The sequence below is a fragment of the Xanthomonas sp. NCPPB 2864 genome (assembly GCF_056675615.1).
On record NZ_JBWWVS010000012.1, the window covers coordinates 69,039 to 93,967 of the forward strand.

The 24,929-nt window shown below is 68.6% G+C and carries 18 protein-coding genes, 1 other RNA gene and 2 pseudogenes; 13 read left to right on the forward strand and 8 right to left on the reverse strand.

What is annotated here, in order from left to right; all coding sequences use genetic code 11:
• Window positions 1-65: 65 nt before the first annotated feature.
• Together AC1KVE_RS19115 and AC1KVE_RS19120 are read left to right on the forward strand one after the other, a co-directional pair.
• Window positions 66-182 (forward strand): annotated as a pseudogene (locus AC1KVE_RS19115) (LysR family transcriptional regulator); the annotation flags it as partial.
• A gap of 205 nt (window positions 183-387) precedes the next feature.
• On the forward strand, window positions 388-1,749 hold the full coding sequence (locus AC1KVE_RS19120; protein ID WP_024939637.1) for an MFS transporter: 1,362 nt from the start codon (window positions 388-390) through the stop codon (window positions 1,747-1,749).
• Between the two features lie 220 nt (window positions 1,750-1,969).
• Here the strand turns inward: AC1KVE_RS19120 and AC1KVE_RS19125 are convergent, their stop codons facing one another.
• The 5 genes from AC1KVE_RS19125 to AC1KVE_RS19145 form a co-directional block, all read right to left on the reverse strand.
• Window positions 1,970-4,171: an FUSC family protein gene (locus tag AC1KVE_RS19125; RefSeq protein ID WP_481092468.1), complete on the reverse strand. Its 2,202-nt coding sequence runs from the start codon at window positions 4,169-4,171 to the stop codon at window positions 1,970-1,972.
• Window positions 4,168-5,628, reverse strand: a complete 1,461-nt coding sequence (locus AC1KVE_RS19130; RefSeq protein ID WP_126966931.1) for an efflux transporter outer membrane subunit — start codon at window positions 5,626-5,628, stop codon at window positions 4,168-4,170. Before AC1KVE_RS19130 ends, AC1KVE_RS19125 begins: the two co-directional genes overlap by 4 nt.
• Window positions 5,625-6,545: an efflux RND transporter periplasmic adaptor subunit gene (locus AC1KVE_RS19135; RefSeq protein ID WP_184457516.1), complete on the reverse strand. Its 921-nt coding sequence runs from the start codon at window positions 6,543-6,545 to the stop codon at window positions 5,625-5,627. Before AC1KVE_RS19135 ends, AC1KVE_RS19130 begins: the two co-directional genes overlap by 4 nt.
• Window positions 6,542-6,760, reverse strand: a complete 219-nt coding sequence (locus AC1KVE_RS19140; protein WP_024939640.1) for a DUF1656 domain-containing protein — start codon at window positions 6,758-6,760, stop codon at window positions 6,542-6,544. Before AC1KVE_RS19140 ends, AC1KVE_RS19135 begins: the two co-directional genes overlap by 4 nt.
• A gap of 102 nt (window positions 6,761-6,862) precedes the next feature.
• The gene (locus AC1KVE_RS19145) at window positions 6,863-7,318 is read right to left on the reverse strand and encodes a MarR family winged helix-turn-helix transcriptional regulator (protein WP_184457514.1); all 456 of its coding nucleotides are present in this window, start codon (window positions 7,316-7,318) and stop codon (window positions 6,863-6,865) included.
• 131 nt (window positions 7,319-7,449) lie between these two features.
• On the opposite strand from AC1KVE_RS19145, the gene folE reads away from it, so the two are divergent.
• The 4 genes and pseudogenes from folE to AC1KVE_RS19165 form a co-directional block, all read left to right on the forward strand.
• Window positions 7,450-8,052 (forward strand): GTP cyclohydrolase I FolE, encoded by a 603-nt coding sequence (folE, locus tag AC1KVE_RS19150; protein WP_016902173.1) that lies wholly within the window; start codon window positions 7,450-7,452, stop codon window positions 8,050-8,052.
• 19 nt (window positions 8,053-8,071) lie between these two features.
• Window positions 8,072-9,541 (forward strand): DUF3375 domain-containing protein, encoded by a 1,470-nt coding sequence (locus AC1KVE_RS19155; RefSeq protein ID WP_016902174.1) that lies wholly within the window; start codon window positions 8,072-8,074, stop codon window positions 9,539-9,541.
• Window positions 9,528-10,229, forward strand: a complete 702-nt coding sequence (locus AC1KVE_RS19160; RefSeq protein WP_039518266.1) for a DUF4194 domain-containing protein — start codon at window positions 9,528-9,530, stop codon at window positions 10,227-10,229. Before AC1KVE_RS19155 ends, AC1KVE_RS19160 begins: the two co-directional genes overlap by 14 nt.
• 388 nt (window positions 10,230-10,617) lie before the next feature.
• Window positions 10,618-14,062, forward strand: a pseudogene (locus tag AC1KVE_RS19165) (ATP-binding protein); the annotation flags it as partial.
• A gap of 728 nt (window positions 14,063-14,790) precedes the next feature.
• Here the strand turns inward: AC1KVE_RS19165 and AC1KVE_RS19170 are convergent.
• Window positions 14,791-15,570: a sulfite exporter TauE/SafE family protein gene (locus tag AC1KVE_RS19170; RefSeq protein ID WP_180968875.1), complete on the reverse strand. Its 780-nt coding sequence runs from the start codon at window positions 15,568-15,570 to the stop codon at window positions 14,791-14,793.
• An 82-nt stretch (window positions 15,571-15,652) separates the two neighbouring features.
• On the opposite strand from AC1KVE_RS19170, the gene AC1KVE_RS19175 reads away from it, so the two are divergent.
• From AC1KVE_RS19175 to bphP, 6 genes are all read left to right on the forward strand, one after another.
• The gene (locus tag AC1KVE_RS19175) at window positions 15,653-16,042 is read left to right on the forward strand and encodes a YchJ family protein (RefSeq protein WP_104553812.1); all 390 of its coding nucleotides are present in this window, start codon (window positions 15,653-15,655) and stop codon (window positions 16,040-16,042) included.
• 158 nt (window positions 16,043-16,200) lie between these two features.
• A complete protein-coding gene (locus AC1KVE_RS19180; protein ID WP_024939646.1) occupies window positions 16,201-16,407 on the forward strand; it encodes a hypothetical protein in 207 nt (68 codons plus the stop codon).
• 315 nt (window positions 16,408-16,722) lie between these two features.
• Window positions 16,723-18,882 carry a lytic murein transglycosylase gene (locus AC1KVE_RS19185; protein ID WP_481092467.1) on the forward strand — a complete coding sequence of 720 codons (2,160 nt, stop codon included), beginning with the start codon at window positions 16,723-16,725 and terminating at the stop codon, window positions 18,880-18,882.
• A 373-nt stretch (window positions 18,883-19,255) separates the two neighbouring features.
• Window positions 19,256-20,521 (forward strand): TCR/Tet family MFS transporter, encoded by a 1,266-nt coding sequence (locus AC1KVE_RS19190; RefSeq protein WP_481092466.1) that lies wholly within the window; start codon window positions 19,256-19,258, stop codon window positions 20,519-20,521.
• A gap of 99 nt (window positions 20,522-20,620) precedes the next feature.
• Window positions 20,621-21,214, forward strand: coding sequence for a biliverdin-producing heme oxygenase (locus AC1KVE_RS19195; RefSeq protein ID WP_104553809.1), 594 nt, complete (start codon window positions 20,621-20,623; stop codon window positions 21,212-21,214).
• Window positions 21,211-23,112, forward strand: a complete 1,902-nt coding sequence (gene bphP / locus AC1KVE_RS19200; RefSeq protein WP_184432849.1) for a bacteriophytochrome BphP — start codon at window positions 21,211-21,213, stop codon at window positions 23,110-23,112. The genes AC1KVE_RS19195 and bphP overlap by 4 nt, the downstream gene beginning before the upstream one ends.
• A gap of 39 nt (window positions 23,113-23,151) precedes the next feature.
• Here bphP and AC1KVE_RS19205 read toward each other — a convergent pair.
• Window positions 23,152-23,222, reverse strand: a non-coding RNA gene (locus tag AC1KVE_RS19205) — sX9 sRNA.
• Between the two features lie 54 nt (window positions 23,223-23,276).
• Complete coding sequence (locus AC1KVE_RS19210; RefSeq protein ID WP_104560842.1) at window positions 23,277-24,452, reverse strand: benzoate/H(+) symporter BenE family transporter; 1,176 nt, start codon at window positions 24,450-24,452, stop codon at window positions 23,277-23,279.
• A 207-nt stretch (window positions 24,453-24,659) separates the two neighbouring features.
• Here AC1KVE_RS19210 and AC1KVE_RS19215 point away from each other — a divergent pair.
• On the forward strand, window positions 24,660-24,929 hold a 270-nt coding region (locus AC1KVE_RS19215; protein ID WP_481092465.1), incomplete at its 3' end, for a hypothetical protein.

The window sequence follows — 24,929 nt, forward strand, 5'->3', positions numbered from 1 at the left end:
GCGCCCGAAGCGTCCTTGCGGCCAGTGATGCCGGCAATTTTGACGCATCCAGGTGGCCAACGCGCGTGCGCGAGCCGTGGTGCCCGGCAGTGCCAGGACTGGTGCTGTATGACCCGGGGCATCGACAGATTGCCCCCGGGCTGCGTGCATTCATCGAGACGCTCAGGCAGGTGCTGCCGTAGCGAGTGCCGGGCGTCACTGGCGGAAACCAGCAGTTGCGCTGTTGCCAGCGGCCGCAAGCACCACACTGACGACCATCGGAAGCGGGCTGAAGCGCGCGCCGCTGCCGGCCGTTGCCGGGCCTGTATATGCGCCGAAATGCTTACATGCGTCACACAAGCACGCACCTATACTTCCGGGGTGTCCCACCCACAAGGTTCTGACTGCATGAGCGCACCCCCAACGTCTCCGATCGCCGCCGGTTCTGGCGCAGCCCCCGGTAGCCTTCGCCGTTCGGTGTCCAACACGCTCAAGGGATCGGCCGGCAATCTGGTCGAGTGGTACGACGTCTACGTCTACTCGGTGTTTGCCACCTACTTCGAATCGCAGTTCTTCTCCAAGGAAGACAAGAACGCCACGATGTTCGTGTGGGCGATCTTTGCGATGACCTTTTTGATGCGCCCGATCGGTGCGTGGTACTTCGGCCGCTTCGCCGACCGCTACGGCCGCCGCCTGGCGTTGACCATCTCGGTGTCGATGATGGCGCTGTGCTCGTTCGTCATCGCGGTGACGCCGACGGTGGCCACGATCGGCATCGCTGCGCCGATCATCCTGCTGCTGGCGCGCCTGCTGCAGGGCTTTGCCACCGGTGGCGAGTACGGCACCAGCGCTACCTACATGTCCGAGGCGGCGATTCCCGGCCGGCGCGGGTTCCTGTCCTCGTTCCATTACGTCACGCTGGTCGGCGGGCACGTGCTGGCGCAGACCACCTTGCTGGTGATGCTGCATTTCTTCGATGCGCCGCAGGTGTCCGAGTGGGGCTGGCGCGTGGCGTTCGGCCTGGGCGGCATCGGTGCGTTGGTGGTGTTCTGGCTGCGCCAGACCATGGACGAGTCGCTGAGCTCCGAATCCATCGCCGATTCGCGCACCGGCAAGGCCAAGGCGTCGGGCTCGATGCGCGAGCTGTTCGTCAACCAGTGGCGCCCGCTGCTGCTGTGCTTCCTGATCACCGCCGGCGGCACGATCGCGTTCTACACCTATTCGGTCACCGGGCCGAAGATGATCCAGACCGCGTTCGCCGGTGGCGACGTGATGGCCGGTACCATCATCAACCTGGTCGCGCTGACGGTGCTGATGCTGATGCAGCCGGTTGGCGGCTGGTTGTCGGACATCGTCGGGCGCAAGAGCCTGCTGGTGTTCTTCGGCATCGGCGGGGTGCTCTACACCTGGTTCCTGGTGATGGAGCTGCCCAAGCAGACCGATTGGCTGACCGCGTTCGCGATCCTCACCGTGGGCTTTGTGATCCTGACCGGTTACACCTCGATCAATGCGGTGGTGAAGGCGGAACTGTTCCCCACCCATGTGCGCGCGCTGGGCGTGGGCCTGGGCTATGCGTTGGCGAACTCCGCCTTTGGCGGCACCGCGCCGCTGCTGTACCAGGCCTCGTTGAAGACCGGCCACGTCAGCGAGTTCGTGATCTACGCCACGGCTGTGATCGCGGTATCGTTGGTGGTCTACATGTTCTTCCTGACCAACAAGGGCAGCAACTGGCTGGACGACGAAGCGGCGATGCATCAGCGCAAGCGCTGATCTGCTTTGCCCTTCTCCCGTCGGGAGAAGGGCGCCGAAGGGGCGGATGCGGGGCGCCTCCGGTGACTGGCACGCCGACCGTGGTGAGCGCGTCGCCACGCGGTGCCAAGGTGAAGCATCGATCCTGCGGTCGTGGATTGGTACACGACCCCTCACCCCAACCCCCGCCAGCAGCGCGGGCGCTCCAGGGCACGCGCGCCAGTGGCGCGCAGGCAGTGCCTTATCGCCCCGCAGGGAGATGGGCTAAGGACGACTCAGCACCGGCGTTTGCCTGGGTATACGGCGCCGTCTGCGCAAACACGCTGTAACGCAAGCCGATCAACCCCAGCAGCGCTTCATCGCGATGCGCACCCGCCGGCACCTTGCCGACGCGCGCCAGCGACGCATCCAGCCGCGCACGCAGCGCATCCGGCGCAGGCAGCGGGCGCTTGTGCGCGATCTGTTGCCGGTAGTGCGCGGCAACATCGGCCAGGATCGCGTTCACCGCCTCAACGCTCGGCTGCGGCAAACCATGCCGCGCGCTGCGCAGTTGCAGGATGTTCAAGCCCACGCGCACTTCGTTGAGCATATCCACCGAGGCCAGCTCGCTGCCTTCCGGGGTCAATGCCAGCCGGGGCGCGAGCAGGCCAAGCAGGTCCAGCATGCGGGCGGCAAAGTGCTGCCGGTCCTGCGCGCCGCGGCCCTCGGCGGCATCGGCCAGCGTGCGCCAGCCCTGGCGCACCAGCCGGCGTGCGCTCCATTCGGCGCCCACCGAGCGGAACAACCGCGTCAGCACCACGGCAAATCCAATCCCCAGCACCATCGCCACCGCCGCGTTGACGAAGCTCTGGATATTGGCGTTGTAGGTGTTCTGCAGGCTCAGCAGCGCGGTGAGGTTCACCACCAGCGGCAGCGCGATCAGCATGGTCTTGGGGCGATGCAGCAACGCGCCGATCGGCAGGAACACCGCCGCCAGCACCAACACCAGCATCGGGAAATCGTGGATGGCCGGGAAGATGCCGAACAGATAGATGCCGGCGACCACGCTGGCCACCACCGCCCAGGTCAGGAACGACAGCATGCTCGGCGCCGGGTCGTCCTGCGCGGCGAAGAATGCGGCCGTCACCGCCGCCATCATCGCGCCGTTGCCGCCGCCTTCCCAGCCGATGCCGATCCACAGCACGCAGTACGCCATCAACGCAAAGCCCGCGCTGAGTGCGGAAAACGCGGCCATGCCGAAATCGATATGGCGGGGGGTGCTGGCCGCTGCCGGCGCATCGGTTGTGTTGCGCGGTGACCAAGTCAGGCGCTGCAGCAACGAGGGGTGCATGCGCGAACGCATAGCAGGTTCGCTGTGTGCCGCGTCAGCCCGTTCGGATGATTCGGCCGTTGCAGCTTGTCTCACCGCCGCCGGCATCGCGCGCAGCACCGGCGTCGCCGTGCCGTGCACCATCGCCTGCTGCAGCGCGCGGCAGTCCTGCCACAGGTCGAGCAGCTCTTCCAGCCGCAGCAGCAGGCTAGCCAGCAGCAGATGCTCGATGTCCTGGTCCACCACCGGGCGCAGTGCGGCGATGCGTGCGCGCAAGGCGCCGACGTCTGCATCGCTGGGTGCGTCCTCGCCCTGGTCCACCCAGGCTGCGACGTCCTCCAGCAGCGCGGCGGTGGCGAGCGGCAACGCAGACCCATCGCGCTGCAACGCATCCAGCCGATCGGCCATCGACGACAGCACCGGCAGCAGCATCAGCATGCGTGCGCGCAGCTGTTCCAGCGTGGGGACCGCACCGGCATGGCGTGGGTCGTCGTGGCGCACGAAGGCGATCAAGGCCTCGAACTGCACCAGATCGGCGGCCAGCCGATTGCGCGGTGCCTGCGACGGGCCACGCTGCAGCACCTGCCGGCACCATTGCGCGGCGTCCTGCATCCAGTTGCCGATGCGCGCGGTGAGCATCGGCTTGACCGAGGCGGGGAAGACCAGCGCGGCGAACAGCACCGCCATCACCGTGCCCAGGATGATCTCCTCGCTGCGCGCCACCACGGTGTCGAAGATGCCCTCCGGCGCGGTCACCGCCGGGAAGCCGATGAAGGCGGTGGTGTAGCCGGCCAGCAAAAACGCATAACCGCGCGGGCCGCGATTGAGCAGCGCCAGGAACAGGCAGGCCGACAGCCACAACGCCATCGCCGCACTGAGCAGCAGCGGCGTCTCCACCAGGTTCGGCAGCATCACCAGGGTGGCCGCGCCGGCCAGCAAGGTGCCGAGCACGCGGTACACGCCCTTGGCGCGGGTGGGGCCGAGCAGCGGCTGGGAGACGATATAGACCGTGGCCATCGCCCAGTACGGCCGCGACAGATTGCCGGCCAGCCCCACGTACAACGCCGCGATCGAGGCGGCGAAGGTCTTGGCCGAAAACAGCCAGGCCTGGCGATCGCGCAGCAGCGCACTCATCGCGCGGCAGTCGGGTCGGTGCGGCCGGCGGCCGCTTCCCAGCCGCCGCCCAGCGCCAGGAACAGCTGCAGTTGATCCTGCGAGACCTGCGCCTGCGCATTGGCCAGCGTCATGTCGGCGGTGGCCAGCGTGCGCTCGGCATCCAGGCTGGACAGATACGGCGTGCGCCCGCCCTGGTACAAGCGCCGGTTCTGCGCCGACGCCAGGTCGGCCTGTTGCTGCGCCTGTTCCAGCAGATGCAGGCGGTCCAGATCCTGCGCGTAACGCGACAAGGCGGTCTGCACCTCGCGCAGCGCCTGCAGCACGGTGTTGTCGAACTGCGCCAGCGCCGCGTCCGCGCCGGCCTCGGTGGCGCGCACGCGCGCACGCGCACCGCCGGATGGCAGCGTCCACGAGATCAGCGGGCCGAACGACCAGGCATGCGTGGCCGGCTCACCGAAGTCGGCCAGCAGGCCGGTGGCACCGATCGAGCCGCCCAGACGGATATCCGGATACAGCTCGGCGGTGGCCACGCCGATGCGCGCGGTGGCTGCCGCCAGCCGGCGTTCGGCCTGGCGCACATCCGGGCGACGCGCCAGCAGCGCGCGGCCGTCGCCGATCGGAATCGGGCGCTGCAGGGCCGGTGCGTGCGCACAGCTATCCACGCCGGCCGGCACCTCGCCGGGGGTCTTGCCGAGCAGCGCGGCCAGTTGGTAACCGGCGGCCTGGCGGCGCGCGCGCAGCGGCGGCAGCGCCGCTTCCAGCATCGCCACCTGCGCGGTGGCGCGGGCCAGATCGGGCGGGGTGCCTCGGCCGGCAGCGATCAGGCGCTGGGTGATGTCGCGGCTGCGCTGCTGCAACTGCAGCGAATGCTCGGCCACGTGCAGCTCGTGGTTGGCGTGGCAGATCTCCACGTAACTGCCGGCCACCTGCGCGGCCACGTTGACGCGCGCCAGGTCGATCGCGGCCTGGGCGACCTGCGTGTCGGCCTGCGCGGCCTCGGCACCGCGTTGCAGCTTGCCGAACAGATCGAACTGATACGACACCCCGAACTTGCCGTCGGCCAGGTTGAACACCGGCAGCTTTTCCTGCTGCAGGAAGGCCTCGGCCGAGACCTGCGCGCGGCTGACGCCGGCCTCCACCTCGTAATCGAAACCGCCCGCGTCCAGCGCCTGTTCGTAGACCGCGGCGGCGCGGCGCAGGTTGGCACCGGCCACCTTCAGCTCGACGTTGTCGCGCAAGGCCTGTTCGATCAGGCCATCCAGCATCGGGTCCTGGTACAACGCCCACCAGCGTGCCGGCAGCGGCGCGCCGGCCTGCACCTGGTCGTTGCCGGTGTCGCCAAACGCGGCATTGGCGGCCGGCCGCTGGTAGGCCGACTCCGCCGGCACCGCGTAGTTCGGGCCGACCGTGGTGCAGGCGCTCAATGCGGCCAGCAGCGTGGCCAGTCCCAGGGGACGCAATCCGGTGCGGTTCATGGCGCGGCCTTGGCCTGCACGCGGGCAGGCGCGCTGGCGGCGTCGCGCACGGCGTCCGGCAGGATGGTCACGGTGGCGGTGCGCCCGGCGATCAGCTGCACATGCGCCGGCACCCGATCCAGCACGATGCGCACCGGGATGCGCTGCGCCAGCCGCACCCAGTCGAACGCCGGCGTGACGTTGGGCAAGGCGCCGGCGCTGCCGCTGCGGTAACGGTCCTCGATACCGGCGGCGATGCTCTGCACATGCCCGTGCAAGGTGGCCGGCTCGCCCATCAGGTGCACGTCCACGCGCTGGCCGGCATGCACGCCCTGCAGGCGGGTCTCTTCGAAATAGCCATCGACGCGGAACGAGCCGGTATCCAGCACCGCCACCACCGGGCGCCCGGCGCTGACGTAATCGCCCACGCGTACGGTGCGGTCGCTGACATGGCCGTCGGCCGGGCTGCGCACCTGCGTGCGGTCCAGGTTGAGCTGGGCCAGGTCCACCGCCGATTGCGCGGTGGCCACCGCCGCCTGCGCCTTCTGCACATTGGAGCGGCGTACCTCGGCATCTTCGGCGGCCACCAGGTCCTGCAGGCTGCGGTCGCGCGCGATCTCGCGGCGCAACTGGCTCAAGGTGGCCTGGCGCTCGGCCAGCGCGGCGCGCGCCTGCTCCAGCGCGATCGCATAGCGTGCGCGGTCCACCACGAACAGCAACTGCCCGCGCCGCACCGCCTGGTTGTCGGCCACCGCCACGTCCTCCACCAGCCCGGACACATCCGGCGCCACCTGCACCACATCGGCGCCCACGTGCGCATCGCGCGTCCACGGCGCTTCCATGTAATAACGCCACAGGTGCTGCAGCACCACGGCTGCCACCACCACCATTGCCAGGGTCAACAGCGCCGGCCCCGCGTTCTTGATCAGCTTTTTCACGATTGCATCCAACGGGTAAGGGAAAACAGGCCGCCCAGCAGCGCGATGTACAGCGCCAGGTTGAACAGCGCCGGGTGCCAGATGTGGCGGTACGCACCGGCCCGGGTCAGCAGCGCGCCGATGGCGCTGTTGAGCAGGTAGGCCAGCGTCATCAACGCCAGCAAGGTGGGAACGAACACACCGTAGAGACTGAATTCGCCGTACATCGGGCACATCCTGGGCAAGGGGGAACAACCACGTCCGGCGCCGTTCGCAATGCGCACCGGGCCATCCGGAACGTCACAACCGGCGTCGCAGCGCGACGCCCGACAGCGGGCTCAGTCGGACTGACTCAGCCGCGCGTGCGCCTGCGCGATCTGCTCCCACAAGGTCAGCACCACCTGCACCTGCGGCTCGCTGAGCGCGCCAAACACCTCCGCGCGCAGCGCATCCAGGCGGATCTCGATGCGCCCGACCAGCGCCTGGCCTGCGTCGGTGAGCCACAGCTGGTTGGCGCGGCGGTCGCTGCTGTCGGCCTCGCGGCGCACCAGCGCCTGCGCGCACAACTTGTCCAGCAGCCGCACCAGGGAGGGGCCTTCCATGCCCAGTTGCTGGGCCAGCGCCACCTGGCGGATGCCGCCGCCGGAGCGGCCGATCATCAACAACGGCCCGGTGCAGGCGCTGGACAGCCCGAATTCGGCAAATGCCTGGTCGGCCAGCCGCTGCCACTGGCGGGCGGCGACCAGCAGGCCGGAGCTGAGCTGGGCGCGGGGAGAGAGAACGCTGTTCGTCATAATAGATAGGATGCTATCAATTCAACAATGAATCAATAGTCACTGAACCCGGGCAAGCCGGCGCAACCGCCACTGGGGCCGCCGGCCCGTCCTCGGGTACCATGCTCGCCCCCTTTGGGTGCACCCTGCGCATGAGCCAGTCCGACCAGCCCGATTCCCCCGTCACCCAGGCCCAGGCCGAAGATGCCGTGCGCACCCTGCTGCGCTGGGCCGGCGAAGACCCGGCCCGCGAAGGCCTGCTGGATACCCCGCGCCGGGTTGCCGAAGCCTATGGCGACTGGTTCAGCGGGTACCGCGAGGAACCGCGCGAATACCTGGAACGCACCTTCGAGGAAGTGGCCGGCTACGACGAGCTGATCGTGCTGCGCGACATCTCCTATGAAAGCCACTGCGAGCACCACATGGCGCCGATCATCGGCAAGGTGCACGTGGGCTACCTGCCGCGCGGCAAGGTGGTCGGCATCAGCAAGCTGGCGCGCGTGGTGGAAAGCTATGCGCGGCGCTTCCAGGTGCAGGAAAAGATGACCGCGCAGATTGCCCAGTGCATCCAGGATGTGCTGCAACCGCGCGGCGTCGGCGTGGTGGTGGAAGGCTCGCACGAGTGCATGACCACCCGCGGCATCCACAAGCGCGGCGTCAGCATGGTGACCTCCAAGATGCTGGGCAGCTTCCGCGAGGACGCGCGCACCCGCGCCGAGTTCCTGCAGTTCATCGAAGTGGGCGGCAAGCGTTGAGGCAGCCGTTGCCGTCGCCATGAAGCACCAGGCACGTATCGCCGGCTATCGCCAATTGCGCGAGCAGCCGGTGTGGAAACTGCTGGCCGCCGACCACGCGCCGGAGCTGATCGGCCTGCTGCAGACGGTGTTGCTGGACGGCGAACGCCGCCTGCCCTCGGCCGTGCTGCACGAGCGCCTGCAGCGCCAGCTCGACGCGCTGCGCGCCGACGAACTCTCGCGCGAGTTGCCGCGTACCGCGCAGGCCTATCTGGCGCATTGGCTGGCGCAGGGCTGGCTGGAACGCCGCCTGCCCGAAGGCGCGGCTGAAGAAGAGTACGAGTTGTCGCGCGCGGCCACCCAGGCCATCCGCTTCATCGTCGGCCTGCGCGAGAGCAGCAGCAGCGCCACCGAAAGCCGCCTGTCGCTGGTGATCCAGCAGCTGGTGCAGCTGGCGGGCCAGACCGAAGCCGACCCGGAGCTGCGCCTGGCCGCCCTGCGCGAAGAACGCGCGCGCATCGATGCCGAGATCGAACGCGTGGCCTCCGGCCGCGTGGCCGCGCTGGACGGCAAGCGCGCGCTGGAGCGCGCCCGCGACCTGATCCATCTCTCCGACGAACTGGCCGAAGATTTCCATCGCGTGCGTGACGATTTCGAACAGCTCAATCGCCAGTTCCGCGAACGCATCATCGACGACGAGGGCGCGCGCGGCGATGTGCTGGAGCAGCTGTTCAACGGCGTGGACGTGATCGCCGACAGCGAGGCCGGGCGCACCTTCGAGGCGTTCTGGAGCCTGCTCAACGACACCCAGCAAAGCAGCCAGCTCGATCAGGCGCTGGATGCGCTGCTGGCACGCGGCTTCGCGCGCAAGCTTGACCGGCGCGAACGCGCCTTCCTGCGCGGGTTGACCGGCACGCTGCTGGAGCGCGGCGGTGAGGTGCACACGGTGATGCAGCACTTCGCCCGCAGCCTGCGCGGTTTCGTGCAGAGCCGCGGCTATCTGGAGCAGCGCCGGCTCAATCAATTGCTCAAGCAGGCGCAAGGCGAAGCCTTGCAGCTGCGCGACAGCCTGCACGCCACCACCGCCACCGGCTACACCCAGGCGTTGAGCGCTGCCCGCCTGCGTTCGCTGTCGCAGTGGCGCCTGCACGACCCGCGCCTGACCCAGGTCGATGGCCGCGTGCAGGCTGCCGACGCGGCAGACATCTCGCTCGACAGCGTGGGCGATCTGGTCGCGCAATCGGAAATCGACGTGCGCAGCCTGCGCCGCGACCTGCACGAGCTGCTCGGCCAGCGCCCGCGCCTGACCATCGGCGATGCGCTGCAGCAGCGCCCGGCCGCGCAGGGCCTGGGCAGCGTGATCGGTTACCTGTCGCTGGGCACGCGCCACGGCGTGGTGATCGACGGACAGATGGAAACGGTGCAATGGGAAGGCGGCGACGGCGCCCTGCGGCGCGCACGCATTCCGCTGGTGTGGTTCACCCGGGAGAAACGCAATGAACTGGACTGAGGACACCCGCCTGGACGCGGACGAGGACAGTGGCGCGTCGGCCGATGCCGGTCGCACGCCGCTGACGGAGACATCGCCTGCACAGCCGCGCGGCGAACTGTTCCTGGGCGACACCGGCACGCTGCCGTTCGACGCGCGGCGCGCGCTGTGCCAGCTGCTGGCCGGCCCCAGTATCGACGCGCAACGCCACGGTGCGTTGTGGCCTGCGCTGCTACGCAACGAGGCGGCGATCCGCCAGGTCTTGTGCGAGCTGTTCCTGGAGCTGGTGCTGGACCGCGAGGGCGGGGTGGCCTTCACCCGTCAGGCCGACACCGCCGAGCTGGAATCGCCGACCCTGCTGCGCAGCGCGCCGCTGACCTTCATCGAGTCGGTGCTGCTGCTGTTCCTGCGCCAGCAACTGGCCGAAGCCGATACGCGCGGCGAGCGGGCGGTGGTGGACGAGGCGCAGTTGGTGGAGGCCTTGTCGGTCTACGAGAAGAACGTGTCCACCGACCGCGCCGGATTCGCGCGACGGGTGCTGACGGCGATCGGCAAGATGCGCGAGAACCAGTTGCTGTCGCGGCTGCGCGGCAGCGAGGAGCGCTACGAGGTCTCGCCGGTGCTGAAGTTGCTGTTTTCGGCCGAAGACGTGCAGGCCCTGGTGGTGGCGTATCGCGGCTTGCGCGAGGGGGACGTTGCGCTCGACTAAGTGCCTTCTCCCCTCGGGAGAAGGTGCCCGAAGGGCGGATGAGCGGACGGCCGATCGCGATGCCCGATGTATGACGCCCGGGATGCGTGGAGTTTGTGTAGTCGTGCGTTGTGCGACGGATGTCGGCTCTCACGCCCGGTCGAACGCGATCACTTTTTCCACGGGCTGCAGCAAGGCATCCAGCTTCCTTATCGGCCGCCGCCTCCGCCCCACGTCAACGCAGACCACCGCCCCCGTAGGAGCGGCCCCGGCCGCGAAGGGGCTGTACCGAATCACTCCCAGACCACAGCACCGCCACCAGCCCAGCAACACGCAACACCCCGCTACAAACAGTCCTGATGTGAGTCGTCTTCAGCGTTACCCGTCATCCCGTTTTGGTGAGTAAGCCATGAATTCCCAGTCCAACCTGTCGCCGGCGCAGCCGGGCGCGTCCCTGTTCACTGATTCGCTTGCCGAGCAGCGCGCGCAGCAGTTCCGCATGCGGCGGTTGCAGGTGCACAACTGGGGCACGTTCAACGGCTTGACCGAGGTGCCGATCGCCGAGAAGGGCTTCCTGTTCGTCGGGCGCTCCGGGTCGGGCAAGTCGACCCTGCTGGATGCGATGTCGGCGTTGCTGACCCCGCCCAGCATCGTCGACTTCAACGCCGCCGCACGCGAGGCCGAGCGCAGCGGGCGCGATCGCAGCCTGGTGTCGTACGTGCGCGGTGCCTGGGCCGATCAGCAGGACAGCGCCTCGGGCGAGATCGCCACCCAATACCTGCGCAAGGGCGCTACCTGGTCGGCGCTGGTGCTGGAATACCGCAACGCGCACGGCGAGACGGTCAGCCTGATTCGCCTGTTCTGGATCGCCGGCAGCGGCAATGCCGCGGCCGATGTGCGCCGCCATTACATGGTCGCGCCACGCAGCTTCGATGTGGCCAGCGAGCTGGATGGCTTCGATCTGGATCTGCGCAGGCTCAAGGCGCGTCTTGGCGAGGAGGTCGCGCATTTCGACGGCTTTGCCGGCTACGCAGAGCGCTTTCGGCATGCGCTGGGCATCGGCAACGAGATGGCGTTGCGGTTGCTGCACAAGACCCAGTCGGCCAAGAACCTGGGCGATCTCAATGTGTTCCTGCGCGGCTTCATGCTGGACGAGCCGCGCACGTTCGAGGCGGCCGACCGGCTGGTGGAAGACTTCGCCGAACTCGACGGCGCACACCATGCAGTGGTCACCGCACGCCGGCAGGTGGAAACGCTCAGCCCGGCACGCGAGCACCATGCGGCGCTGATGGCCCTGCGCCACAGCGTCGGCGAGTTGCGCGAGCTGCAGCTGGGCGTGGACAGCTACCGCGAACAGCAGCGTCTGGCCTTGCTGGAGACGCGCCTGCACGAACTCGACAGCCAGGACCGCGGGTTGGCCGGCGAAGAAGGCCAGCGGCGTGAGTCGCTGGACAATCACGAACAGAAGCTCGCCGGGCTGGAACGCGAACAACGCGCCGCCGGTGGCGAACAGATCGAGGAACTCGAACGCGAGCGCGCCCGGGTCGAGCGCGAACGCGACGAGCGCCTGCGGCGGCGCGTGCAGATCGAACAGGCCTGCCGCCAGCTCGGCACGGCCCTGGCCGCAGGCGCCAGCGGCTTTGCCGAGCAGATCGCGTACGCGCAGACCGTGCTCGAGAACGGCAAGCACGACGCCAGCGCGCTGGATGAGGCGATCGCCGAGCGCATGGGTGTGCGCCGCGACGATGAGCGGCGCTTTGCCGAGATCCGCGCCGAACTGGATGCGTTGAAGCGTGCCCCGTCCAGCATGCCGGCACCGATGCAGGCCTTGCGCGCGCGCCTGTGCGAGGACACCGGTATTGCCGAAGCGGCGCTGCCATTCGTTGGCGAACTGGTGCAGGTGCGCGAGGATCAATCTGCCTGGCGCGGCGCGATCGAGCGCGTGCTGAGCGGTTTTGCGCAGTCGCTGCTGGTGGACGACCGCCATTACGCGCAGGTCAGCGAATGGGTCAACCGCACCCAGCTCGGCACGCGGCTGGTGTATTTCCGGGTACGGCGCAACGATGCGCTGCATGCGCGCACGCCGGATGCGCGTGCATTGCCGGGCAAGCTGCAGCTGCGTGAGCATGCCTTCACCGAGTGGCTGCGCAACGAGTTGATGCGTCGCTTCGACTACGAATGCGTCGACAACGCCGCCGCGCTGCGCAATGCCGACCGCGCCATCACCCGCGAAGGGCAGGTCAAGCATCCCGGCGACCGTTACGAAAAGGACGACCGCCATGCGGTCAACGACCGCAAGCGCTGGTTGCTGGGCCACGACAACCGCGACAAGCTCAAGGTGTTCGAGCGCGAAGCGCAGACGCTTGCCCAGCGCATCGCCAGCTGCGATGCCGACGTGGCCGCGCTGCGCAAGCAACGCGAGCAAGACCAGGAACGGCAGCTGGCCGCGCACACGCTGGTGGAGCGCGACTGGGACGAGATCGATGTCGGCCCCAAGCTGCAGCGCCTGAGCGACATCGACGAACAGCTGCAGCAGCTGCGCGAAGGCAACAGCGGCCTGCGCGCGCTCGGCCAGGCGATCGAGACCGCACGTACCTTGCGCGACCAGGCCAAGCGCACCTACGAGGATGTGCGGCTGGAGCGCGCGCAGCTGGCACGCGAGCGGGTCCGGCTGGAACAGCAGCACGCTGCCTGTGCCAGCCGTGCCGGCACCGCCGCGCTCACGCCCACCCAGCTGCAGGGCCTGCGCGAGCGCCTGGCGGCGTTGGCACCGCTGTCGCTGGACAATCTGGAGGCGCATTTCCGCGTGGTCGAGCGTGGCCTGGCCGAGCAACTGGCCGAGAGCCAGGGCCGCGACAGCCGGCTCAGCGCGCAGCTGCTCGACTGCTTCCGCAAGTACTGCCAGCAATGGCCGGAAGACAGCGGCGATTTCACCGTGAGCCTGGCCAGTGCCGACGATTTTCTCGCGCGCCTGGATCGCCTGGAGAGCGATGGCCTGCCGCGCCACGAGCACCGCTTCTTCGATCTGCTGCAGACCCAGAGCAAGAACAATCTGCTGGCCCTGCAGCGCCACACCGCCGAGGCCCACAAGGGCATCAAGCAGCGCATGGACGAGGTCAACGCCAGTCTGGAGCAGGTGCCGTTCAATCGCGGCACGCTGCTGACCATCGAGGTCAGCGACCGTCGCCTGGGCGAGGTGCAGGAATTCCAGCAACAGCTGCGCGCGGTGCTGTCGCATCACCAGACCGAAGACCGCGCACTGGCCGAAGCGCAGTTTTCCACCCTGCGCGCGTTGGTGGCACGCCTGGGCGCGCAGGAACCGGACGCACGCCGCTGGCGTGAGCAGGTGCTGGACGTGCGCCAGCATGTGGAATTCATCGGCGTGGAGCTGGATGCGCAGACCCGCGCGCAGGTGGAGATCTACCGCAGCGGCGCCGGCAAATCCGGCGGTCAGCGCCAGAAGCTGGCAACCACCTGCCTGGCCGCCGCATTGCGCTACCAGCTCGGTGGCGAAGACGGCGAACTGCCGCGCTATTGCGCGGTGGTGCTGGACGAAGCCTTCGACAAGGCCGACAACGAATTCACCGCGCTGGCGATGAACATCTTCGAGAACTTCGGTTTCCAGATGGTGGTGGCCACGCCGCTGAAATCGGTGATGACGCTGGAGCCGTTCATCGGCGGTGCCTGCTTTGTGGAAATCAGCGGCCGGCACAACTCCGGCGTGCTGCTGATCGAATACGACGAGCAGGCGCAGCGACTCCAGTTACCCGAGCGCTCGCGCGGGGACGAGGCCGCTGCTGCGGTGACGGAACAGGCGGTGAGTGCTGCGCAGCGCGAGGATGCACCGCCTTCGACGCAGGGTGAAACGCGGATGGACAGCACCGCTGCCGTCTCTGCCGCTGAGGGCGCGGCACTTCAGGACGTCCCTGCACAGGACGACGTAGCAGCCGGGGCGAGCAAGCGCGCCAGCAAGGTCGCGCCGGCATCGACGCCGGCCGTTCGAGCCGCGCCGAAGCCATCAAAAACAGTCGCTGCCAGCGCACGTGCGGGATCAGGCACGTCGGCAGCGGCGAAGACCGCAGCGGGCAAGGCCGCATCCGCCAAACCTGCACCAGCCAAACCTGCATCGCCTGCAGCGGGCACAGCGCGCAAGCCGGCAACGCCGGCCAAACCGGCCAGGACGCCAGCGAACACCGGGGCGGCACCCAGGCGCGCGACCGCGTCCGCCAAACCGACTGCCAGGCAGAACAAGGCCGCTACAACAGCGGCAGCGCCGAGAAAGCCTGCTGCCAAATCGACGGTAGCGACCAGGCGCGCCACCACATCGCTGGGTGGCGCAACCAAGGCAACCAGGGCAACTGCGGCGCGCACTGCGGCCAGGCCCGCGCCAGCCAAACCCGTGGCCAAGGCACGTGCTGCGTCCACGCGCGGATCTGCAGGCAAGCCGCGCGGAAAACGCTGAGCGCGCCGCCTGGATGCCTGCGTCACCGCGCTGCGGTCGCAGGCGTCGCAGGTCGGGGACAGCAGACCACCACTCTCCCGGCGCACCGCGCACCTTGTCGGCGACGCTGAGTATGGAGTTCTAAGCGCCGTGCAGCAGATCCCAGCCCATCTTGCCGATCAGCACGATGACCAGCACCAGGAACAACGTGCGGATCAGCGGCGTGCCGCCGCGTAGCGCCATCCGCGTGCCGGCGACCGCACCGGCCACGTTGGCCACCGCCATCGGGATGCCGATCGCCAGCATCACCTGGCCGCTGGGCAGGAAGAACGACAGCGCCGCCAGGTTGGTGGCCAGGTTCACTACCTTGGCTGCGGCCGAGGCGCGCAGAAAGTCCAGCCCGAAGAAGCGGATGAACAGGAAGATCAGGAAACTGCCGGTACCGGGCCCGAAGAACCCGTCGTAGAACCCGATCGCCGCGCCCATCGCCAAGGCAGTGATCAATTCGCGCCGGCCGATCTGGCGTGGCCGATGCAGCGCACCGAAGTCCTTCTTGATCAGCGTGTAGACCAGCATCGCGATCAGCAGCACCAGGATCAGCGGCCGCACCGCCTGCTTGGGCATCAGGCTGACCGCGGTCGCGCCCAGAAACGAAAACGTAAACGCCGCCACCGTCGCGTACAGCACCGGCCGCCACGGAAAGCGCACAGTGCGCGCATAGCGCCATGCCGAGGCACCGGTGCCGAACATCGCGCTGAACTTGTTGGTGCCCAGAATCAGCGACGGCGCCTGCTGCGGCAGGGTCGCAAACAATCCCGGCAGCTGGATCAGGCCACCGCCGCCGACCGCCGCATCCACCAGCCCGGCGACAAACGCGATGCACAGCAGCCACGGCAATTCGGTGGGAATCAGTTCCAGCAAGGCGGTGCTCCGCACGACGGGGCGACAGCATAAACGCGCAGAAACCCCGCCTCCCACTTCCCACTTCCCGCACAATCGCCAGATGCCGACTTCCACTTCCAACGATCCCTGTCCCTGCGGCCGCGCCGCCACCTACGCGCAGTGCTGCGGGCACTACCACGCCGGCGCCGCCGCGCCCGATGCCGAAACCCTGATGCGTGCGCGCTACAGCGCCTACGTCCGCCGCGATGTGGCGTACCTGCTCGCCAGCTGGCATCCGTCCACGCGCCCACCCGAGCTGTCGCTGGACGAGGGCGGCCGCACCACCTGGCTCGGCCTGACCGTGCAACGCGCCATCGAGACCGGCACCGACACCGCCGAGGTGGCGTTCCTGGCCCGCTACCGCATCGGCGGCGGCAGCGCGGTGCGCATGACCGAACACAGCCGCTTCGTGCGCGAAGACGGCCGCTGGTATTACCTCGACGCGCGCTGAGCCGGGCTCAGGCGTGAGCGAGGTCAGCGGTCACGCTCACCATGAAGCTGTTCAGCCCGACGGACGGCACGGGCCGGCGCGGTTTCTCGACGCCACGTTCGCAGCCGATCCCGGAAGCTTGCCGCCTCGGCGGAGCTCGCCGCGGGGCGGACACGATGATGGCAACCTTCAATCTCTGGCAGTGGGTGCTTGTGGCCATCGTGGTGTTCGCGATCGTGCTGCCGGCGTGCCTGGCCACGGCACTGATCTGGTTCGGCCCCCGCCACGACGCCCCGCGCAGCGCGCGCGCCCGACGTATGCCCGACACCAGCCCCTCCAGCCCGGCGTTGTCGCTGCTGACCGGCATCACCGGCGACGGTAGCTAGGCGCGGCGATCGACGCGGCTGGGTTGCCGCGGCGTCTTCGCCCGGCGGGCCGGATCGATGCCACTCCATCGGCACGCAACATCATTCTCCGACTCGCGCCACACGATCTCTGCGTCGTGCCCATCGCGCTGAAAAGCGTACGCACCGCACAGTCACCCCTGCGTATCGCTGCCGACCAGCGCAGCGCACGATGCCGTCGCAACATCACGGCCTGCACGCCTGCAACTTGCCAGGTTGGCTATCCTCGGCGGCTCAACCTGCCGCAGGAGCGTTCCACCGCATGACCTCCGTCCACACGCCGGCCATCGCGCCGTGATGCCGACCCGGCGCGTCCTGCCTGCGCTGTTGGCGCTGGCGCCGCTGATTGCCTGCGCCGATCCGGCCTTCGACCGCTGCCTGGCCGGCCTGCAGACCCAGGCCGCCGCCAAGGGCGTGGGGGCCGCCGACTTCCAGCGCTTCACCGCCGGCCTGGCGCCCGACCCCAGCGTGTTGCCGCTGCTCGATGCCCAGCCCGAATTCACCACCCCGATCTGGGACTACCTCGCCAGCCTGGTCGACAGCCAGCGTGTCGCCGACGGCCAGGCCATGCTGGCCACCCACCGCGATTTGCTTACGCGCCTGTCCGAACAGACCGGGGTCGATCCGGCCACCATCGTGGCGGTCTGGGGCGTGGAGAGCGACTACGGCCGCGTCACCGGCAAGCGCCCGCTGCTGGTCTCGCTGGCCACGCTGTCGTGCGCGGGCCGCCGCCAGCCGTTCTTCCGTGGCGAATTGCTCGCCTTGCTCGGCCTGCTGCAGCAAGGCGATCTGTCGCCGGATGGCTTGACCGGCTCCTGGGCGGGCGCCTTCGGGCAGACCCAGTTCATGCCCTCGACCTATGCCCGCATCGCGGTGGACGGCGACGGCGACGGCCGCCGCGACCTGGTCGCCAGCATTCCCGACGCGCTGGCCTCCACCGCCAACTATCTGGTCAAGGCCGGCTGGGAGCGTGCCCGCCCCTGGGGCATGGAAGTCCGCCTGCCTGCCGGCTTCGACGCCAGCAAGGCCGGCCGCACCCGGCGTCAACCGCTGCAGGCCTGGCAAAACGCCGGCCTGCTCGGCACCGACGGTAAGGCGCTGGCGCCGGCCGGTCTACCCGCCGAAACCCCGGCCGCCCTGCTGCTGCCGGCCGGCGCGACCGGCCCGGCATTCCTGGTGTTCCGCAACTACGACGCGATCTACGCCTACAACGCCGCCGAAAGCTACGCGCTGTCGATCTCCCTGCTCGCCGACCGGCTGCGCGGTGGCGCCGGCCTGGTCGCCGCCTGGCCCACCGACGACCCCGGCCTGGGTCGGCCCGAACGGCGCGAACTGCAGCAATTGCTGCTGGCGCGCGGCCATCTGATCGGCGAGGCCGACGGCATGATCGGCACCGCCAGCCGGCGCGCCATCCAGGTCGAGCAGACCCGCCTGGGCCTGCAGCCGGCCGACGGCCGCCCCGGACAACGCATCCTCACCGCCCTGCGCGCCGCCCCACCGGTCGCCGGCGCGGCGGCCATCCGCGCCACGGCGTTCAAACTGCCGGCCGCCTATCCCGCATTCGTCCAATCCCCCATCGTCCAGAAGGCACCCCCCATGTCCGACCTCACCGGCCTGCGCACAGGCGACTTCCACGGCTTTCCCTCGCTGTTGATCGACACCCCGTTCTCTACTGCCGCCATCAGCCTGTTCGGCGGCCAGCTGCTGTCGTTCGTGCCCAAGGGCGGGCAGGACGTGATGTGGCTGTCGCCCACCGCCAAGCAGCCGCCCACCCCGATCCGCGGCGGCGCGCCGGTGTGCTGGCCGTACTTCGGCCGCCAGGACCAGACCGGCGAGGTCCCTGCACACGGCTTCGTGCGCACCGTGCCCTGGCAGCTCACCGAGAGCCGGCGCGAGAACGACGGCACCCTGGTGCTCACGCTGACCCCGCCCAGCTTCGACGACCTGGCGCTGCGCCTGCGCATGACCCTGCGCATCGGCCGCACCCTCGAACAAAGCCTGATCACCGAAAACACCAGCCCGGCCCCGGTGCGCTTCACCCAGGCGCTGCATAACTACTTCCGCGTCGGCGACGCGCTCACCGTCAGCGTGCAGGGCCTGGACGGGCTGGACTACCTCGACAAGTACGAGAACTACGCCACCGCCCACCGCCAGCAGGGCGACTGGAGCCTGCGCGACCCACGCGACCCCGGCCGCAGCGATCGCATCTACACCAACGCCGGCGGCCGCTACACCCTGACCGACCCGGTGCTCGGCCGGCGCATCGTCATCGCCACCCAGGGCAGCCGCTCGCTGGTGGCCTGGAACCCGGGCGACGAGGCGGCCGCCAAGATGGCCGACGTGGGCGAGGGCTGGCGCGATTACGTCTGCCTGGAAGCGGCCAACGCCGGCCCGGACGTCATCGAACTCGCCCCCGGCGCCAGCCACACGCTGACCCAGACCATCAGCGTCGAGTAAGTGCAAGTTGGCACCAGGATCGCCCAGATCCTGCGCTGCCTTCCAACAGGAAAGAAGCAGCACGGCTCCCTTCTCCCGCCGGGAGAAGGTGCCCCGAAGGGGCGGACGAGGGTGCGGGCGAAGCCTCGTGCCACCTCACAATTCCTGTGGCTTCGTCCATACCCTCATCCCAACCCGCGCCCGGCGCCCCGGCCCACGCATGAGGCGCAGGCGCTCAAATGCACGCGCGCCAGTGGCGCGCAAGTCTTCTCGCCCCGCAGGAGAGGGGCTCTCAGTGATGGGGGCGTTGGGCGTATCAGGCGACAGCTCATCCCCACAACTGCGCCACCCGGTCCACCGCTACACTCGCCGCTTCGCCCCACTGCGCAGCGCGATGTCCCTCCCAGCAGATTCCGCTCCCGCCACGGGCCGGCGCCGCGCCGCGCTGATCTTCATCTTCATCACCGTGCTGATCGACGTGCTGTCGTTCGGCGTGATCATTCCGGTGCTGCCGGATCTGGTGCGCCAGTTCACCGGGGGCGACTACGCCGTCGCCGCCGGCTGGATCGGCTGGTTTGGCTTCTTGTTCGCCGCCATCCAGTTCGTCTGCTCGCCGCTGCAGGGCACCCTGTCCGACCGCTACGGCCGCCGCCCGGTGATCCTGCTTTCCTGCCTGGGGCTGGGCCTGGACTTCATCCTGATGGCGGTCGCCCATTCCCTGCCGATGCTGCTGCTGGCGCGGGTGATCTCCGGGGTGTGCTCGGCCAGCTTTTCCACCGCCAATGCCTACATCGCCGACGTCACCCCGGCCGACAAACGCGCCGGCGCGTTCGGCATGCTTGGCGCCGCGTTCGGTATTGGCTTTGTCGCCGGGCCGTTGATCGGCGGCTGGCTGGGCAGCATCGGCCTGCGCTGGCCGTTCTGGTTTGCCGCCGGGCTGGCGCTGCTGAACGTGCTGTATGGCTGGTTCGTGCTGCCCGAATCCTTGCCTGCCGAACGCCGCACGCCACGCCTGGACTGGTCGCATGCCAACCCGCTCGGCGCACTCAAGCTGCTGCGCCGTTATCCGCAGGTGTTCGGCTTGGCCTCGGTGGTGTTTCTGGCCAACCTGGCGCACTACGTCTATCCCAGCATCTTCGTGCTGTTCGCCGGTTATCAATACCACTGGGGCCCGCGCGAGGTGAGCTGGGTGCTGGCTGGCGTCGGCGTGTGCAGCATCATCGTCAATGCGCTGCTGGTCGGCCGGCTGGTGCGCTGGCTGGGCGAACGCCGTGCGCTGCTGCTGGGTCTGGGCTGCGGGGTGGTCGGTTTCGTCATCTACGGGCTGGCCGACAGCGGTGCCGCGTTCCTGATCGGCGTGCCGATCAGTGCGTTCTGGGCCATCGCCGCACCGGCCGCGCAGGCCTTGATCACCCGCGAGGTCGGCGCCGATGCGCAGGGCCGCGTGCAGGGCGCACTGACCAGCCTGGTCAGTCTGGCCGGCATCGCCGGTCCGCTGTTGTTTGCCAACGTGTTCGCCTGGTTTATCGGCACGGGCGCACCGCTGCATCTGCCCGGCGCCCCCTGGTTGCTGGCGGGTGTTCTGCTTGCCGCAGGCTGGGTCATGGCCTGGCGGCGGGCGGGGCGAGGGGCCGGCACGGCCCCCACGGCACAGGGATGATGCCAACCTATTCAGCTTGTGCTCGCGCCCGCTTTATCTGATTTGCGCAGTCACTGCTAGGCTGATGCATTCCGTGCTGCGGCACCGCCTCCACTCATTATGTGTCCTGACACCCTGGCTGTTCCGCCCTCGGCCGCGCTCGCGCTGCGCCACGCCACGCAGGACGCCCACCGCCTGGTCGAGACGGTTCCGCTGATGCAGGCGCTGGGGCAGGGGCGGGTCGATCGCGCTGCCTACACGCTGATCCTGCGCCGGCACCATGCGCTGCTGGCCGGCTTCGAAGCGCAACTGAGCGACTGGCTCAGCACCCTGATCGGCACCGGCTGGCAGTACCGCCGCCGCGTCCCGGCCCTGCGCGAGGACCTGCACACGCTCGGGCAGCCGCCACAGCCGCCCATCGCGGCGCCTGCCGCCGGCAACGATGCCGCACGCTGGGGCATGCTCTACGTCATCGAAGGCTCGCAGCTCGGCGGGCGGATGATCGCGCGCACCTTGCGCAAGCAGCAGCCCGCGCTGGCTGACGCCTTGCGCTATTTCGAACTGGCCAACGACGACCCGGCTGGCTGGCGCCGGTTCCAGGCCATGCTCGATCAACGCCTGGACACCTCTTCCGCGCGCGCGTCCGCCATCGACGGTGCGCAGCGCATGTTTGCCCACTTCCACACCTGTCTTGCAGCGGAGCCGCGCCCGTGAATCAGCCCACCGAACCCCTGGATATGGATGTCTGTGCGCGTGAGCCGATCCATATCCCCGGCCTGATCCAGCCGTACGGCGTGCTGCTGGTGATCGAGCCGGCCGACGGCCGTATCGTGCAGGCCAGCACCACCGCCGCCGACCTGCTCGGTGTACCGCTGGCCGAGCTGCTGGGCATGGTCTACACGCAAGCGCTGGAACTGCCCGGCGAGCAGCCATTCGCGGTCGAGGACCAGGCGCAGCACCTGCTGCATGCCGACGTGCGCTTTCCCCTGCGTGCAGCACCCACCGACCACCCCTGGGTGGCTGCCTGGCATCTGTATCCGGAGCAGTGGCTGGTGGAAATCGAGCCGCGCGACGCACGCCTGATGGACGTCACCCTGCGCGAAGCGCTGCCGCTGCTGCGCAGCATCGAGCGCGATCCCGGCATTGCCGAAGCCGCCGTGCGCGCCGCCAAGGGGCTACGCAGCATGATCGGCTTCGACCGGGTGATGGTGTACCGCTTCGACGAAGAGTGGAATGGCGACATCATCGCCGAAGCGCGCCAGCCCGAGCTGGATGCCTATCTCGGCCTGCATTACCCGGCCACCGACATCCCGGCCCAGGCGCGCGCGCTGTACCTGCGCAACCGCGTCCGCCAGATCGCCGATGTCGGCTATCGGGCGTCGGCGATCGAACCCACCCTGCATCCGCGCCTGGGCACCCCGGTGGACCTGAGCGATGTCAGCCTGCGCAGCGTCTCGCCGGTGCATCTGGAATACCTGGCCAACATGGGCGTGACCGCCACGCTGGTGTCCTCGATTGTCGTCAACGACGCGCTGTGGGGGCTGATCGCCTGCCACCACTACAGCCCGCACTTCACCAGCCACGCCATGCGCGATGCCACCGATGCGGTGACCCGCGCGCTGGCCGGGCGCATCGGCGGATTGCAGGCGGTGGCGCGTGCGCATATGGAATCGGTGCTGCTCACCGTGCGCGAGAAGCTGATCACCGACTTCAATGACGCCGACCAGATGACCGTGGAAATGCTCGCCGACATGGCGCCCGACCTGATGGACGTGGTCGACGCCGACGGCGTGGCGATCTTCCATGGCGGCGAGATCAGCCGGCATGGCAGCACCCCGGACGCGGCCGCGCTGCGCCGCATCCGCGACCACATCGAATCCGAACACCACGATGCCCTGCGCGAAGATGCGGTCGGCGCCCTGCATGTGGATGCGATCGGCGAGGTGTTCCCCGAGCTGGCCGACCTCGCCCCGCTGGCGGCCGGTTTCATTTTCGTGCCGCTGATGCCGCAGTCGCGCAGCGCCTTGCTGTGGACCCGCCGCGAGCAGGTGCAGCAGGTCAAATGGGCCGGCAATCCGCAGCTGGCCAAGCTGCAGGACATTCCCAATTCGCGCTTGTCGCCACGCAAGAGCTTCGACCTCTGGCAGGAAACCGTGCGCGGTCGCGCGCGACGCTGGTCGCCGCTGCACCTGGAATCGGCGCGCAGCCTGCGCGTGCTGATCGAACTGATGGAGCGCAAGCGCTTCCAGCAGGATTTCACCTTGCTCGAAGCCTCGCTCTCGCGGCTGCGCGATGGTGTGGCCATCATCGAACGCGGCACCGCGGACGCGCACCGGCTGATGTTCGTCAATCCGGCCTTCGCAGAACTCAGCCAGACCGAAGTGGCCGACCTGATCGGTTGCGACATCCTATCCCTGCTGGCCAGCGATGCCGCCCCGTCCAAGGTGGAGCTGCTCGAAGACGCGCTGCGGCAAGGGCGCGCCGCCTATGTCACCCTGCCGCTGCGCTCGCAGGGGGGCGCGCCGGTCTACCGTCAGTTCCACCTCGAACCGCTGCCCAGCCCCAATGGCGTCACCGCCCACTGGCTGCTGCAGCTACGCGACCCCGAATAAGCGCAACCCGCAACCGAATCGCCTGCCGCGGCCAGCAGTGGCTGACAAAACGTAGCCTGCAGTCGCCAGCGGGGTGCGGACGGCGCGGAAATACCGCAGTGTTGAGGACTCCGCGCACCGGCCGCGCCCGCCTGGCGGTGTGCGCCGTCGTTTTGATCGCTGCCCTAGGCCCGCGGTCGCAACACCAGCAAGGTGATTGTTCCGGCCACCAGGCCCCAGAACGAGGCGCCGATCCCGCCCAACGTCAGCCCCGATGCGGTCACCAGGAAGGTGATCAAGGCCGCTTCGCGCTCGCTGTCCTGCTGCAAGGCGGCCGCCAGGCTGTTGCCGATCGTGCCCAGCAAGGCGATCCCGGCGATGGCCATCACCAGCTCGCGCGGAAAGGCGGCAAACACCGCCGCCACGGTCGCGCCGAACACGCCGATCAGCACATAGAACACGCCCGCGCTCACCGCAGCGGTGTAACGCCGCGCCGGATCCTCGTGCGCCTCGCGGCCCATGCAGATCGCCGCGGTGATGGCCGCCAGGTTCAAGGCATAGCCACCGAACGGTGCCAGCAGCGTATTGACCACCCCGATCCAGCCGATCGTTGGCGAGATCGGCACCGCGTAGCCGGAGGCGCGGATCACCGCCACGCCCGGCACGTTCTGCGAGGCCATGGTGACCACGAACAACGGAATCGCCAGCCCGAACAACGCCGCCCACGACAACGACGGCACCACCAGCACCGGCCGGGCCAGTTCAAGCTGCACGCTCTTCCACTGCATCAACCCGCTGCCGGCCGCAATCGCCACGCCGACCAACAAGGTCGCGATCACCGCGTAGCGCGCAAACCAGCGCCGCCCGGCCAGATAGGCCGCCAGCATCGCCAGCGCCAGCCACACCTGGCTCTGCATCGCCACGAACAGGTCCAGCCCGAAGCGCAACAACACCCCGGCCAGCATGCCCGAGGCCAGCGAGATGGGTATGCGTCGGATCGCCTTCTCAAATAACCCCGAGAAGCCAGCCAGCATGCCAAGCACCGCCGCCAGCACAAACGCACCGACCGCCTCGCGCAACGGCACCCCGGCCGCACTGCCGATCAGCATGGCCGCACCCGGCGTGGACCAGGCCGTCACCACCGGCACCCGGTAGCGCAGCGACAGCCCGATGCAGGTCACGCCCATGCCAATGCCGAGCGCCCACATCCATGAGGCGATCTGCGCCTGATCCGCCCCCAGGTGACGCGCCGCCTCGAACACGATCACCGCAGAACTGGCAAAGCCCACCAGCACCGTGACAAAGCCCGCAGCAATCGCAGGCAGGGATAGATCGCGAAGCAGGCTGCGTAAGGGAGACATTGGGAGCTCTCTATCTAGTGCGTGCATTCTCACTGAGCGCGCCGATGATCGATAGCGCAGCACCTTGCGTGGTCGGCTCTCTATCGACGCTTTTGTTGTCCTGCCTGAAAAGCACGGCGTCGCTGCGATGCGGATACACGGTCCCATGACCTTGATGGAGAGAGCAGGCCGGATACACCGCAAAGCGCGTGGGATCAGGCGTGGCGCATGGGCGCAATGACGTCCGTGTCATGCCAGTGTCAAAAAGTGCTTGCACTTCTGCACAGTCTCGATAAACTGCGCGGCCTCCCTCAGGACGGCGGCGCTTCTCGAAGCATCGCAACAACGAACGGGGGCGAATCGGAAACATCACAAGGTGTTGACGAAACGGAAAAGCCGGCTATGATGGGCGGCTCGCTACACGGAAAGACGCCACGGCGGATTGAAGTGCAGCGACGGCAACTTCCTCTTCACGAGGGGTTGACGAAGATGAAAAGT

Excerpts from the sequence above, each read along its gene's own strand:
- AC1KVE_RS19120 (WP_024939637.1), top strand. The coding sequence starts at position 388 with ATGAGCGCACCCCCAACGTCTCCGATCGCCGCCGGTTCTGGCGCAGCC.
- AC1KVE_RS19125 (WP_481092468.1), bottom strand. The coding sequence starts at position 4,171 with ATGAGTGCGCTGCTGCGCGATCGCCAGGCCTGGCTGTTTTCGGCCAAG.
- AC1KVE_RS19130 (WP_126966931.1), bottom strand. The coding sequence starts at position 5,628 with ATGAACCGCACCGGATTGCGTCCCCTGGGACTGGCCACGCTGCTGGCC.
- AC1KVE_RS19140 (WP_024939640.1), bottom strand. The coding sequence starts at position 6,760 with ATGTGCCCGATGTACGGCGAATTCAGTCTCTACGGTGTGTTCGTTCCC.
- AC1KVE_RS19145 (WP_184457514.1), bottom strand. The coding sequence starts at position 7,318 with ATGACGAACAGCGTTCTCTCTCCCCGCGCCCAGCTCAGCTCCGGCCTG.
- folE (WP_016902173.1), top strand. The coding sequence starts at position 7,450 with ATGAGCCAGTCCGACCAGCCCGATTCCCCCGTCACCCAGGCCCAGGCC.
- AC1KVE_RS19155 (WP_016902174.1), top strand. The coding sequence starts at position 8,072 with ATGAAGCACCAGGCACGTATCGCCGGCTATCGCCAATTGCGCGAGCAG.
- AC1KVE_RS19160 (WP_039518266.1), top strand. The coding sequence starts at position 9,528 with ATGAACTGGACTGAGGACACCCGCCTGGACGCGGACGAGGACAGTGGC.
- AC1KVE_RS19175 (WP_104553812.1), top strand. The coding sequence starts at position 15,653 with ATGCCGACTTCCACTTCCAACGATCCCTGTCCCTGCGGCCGCGCCGCC.
- AC1KVE_RS19180 (WP_024939646.1), top strand. The coding sequence starts at position 16,201 with ATGGCAACCTTCAATCTCTGGCAGTGGGTGCTTGTGGCCATCGTGGTG.
- AC1KVE_RS19185 (WP_481092467.1), top strand. The coding sequence starts at position 16,723 with ATGCCGACCCGGCGCGTCCTGCCTGCGCTGTTGGCGCTGGCGCCGCTG.
- AC1KVE_RS19190 (WP_481092466.1), top strand. The coding sequence starts at position 19,256 with ATGTCCCTCCCAGCAGATTCCGCTCCCGCCACGGGCCGGCGCCGCGCC.
- AC1KVE_RS19195 (WP_104553809.1), top strand. The coding sequence starts at position 20,621 with ATGTGTCCTGACACCCTGGCTGTTCCGCCCTCGGCCGCGCTCGCGCTG.
- AC1KVE_RS19210 (WP_104560842.1), bottom strand. The coding sequence starts at position 24,452 with ATGTCTCCCTTACGCAGCCTGCTTCGCGATCTATCCCTGCCTGCGATT.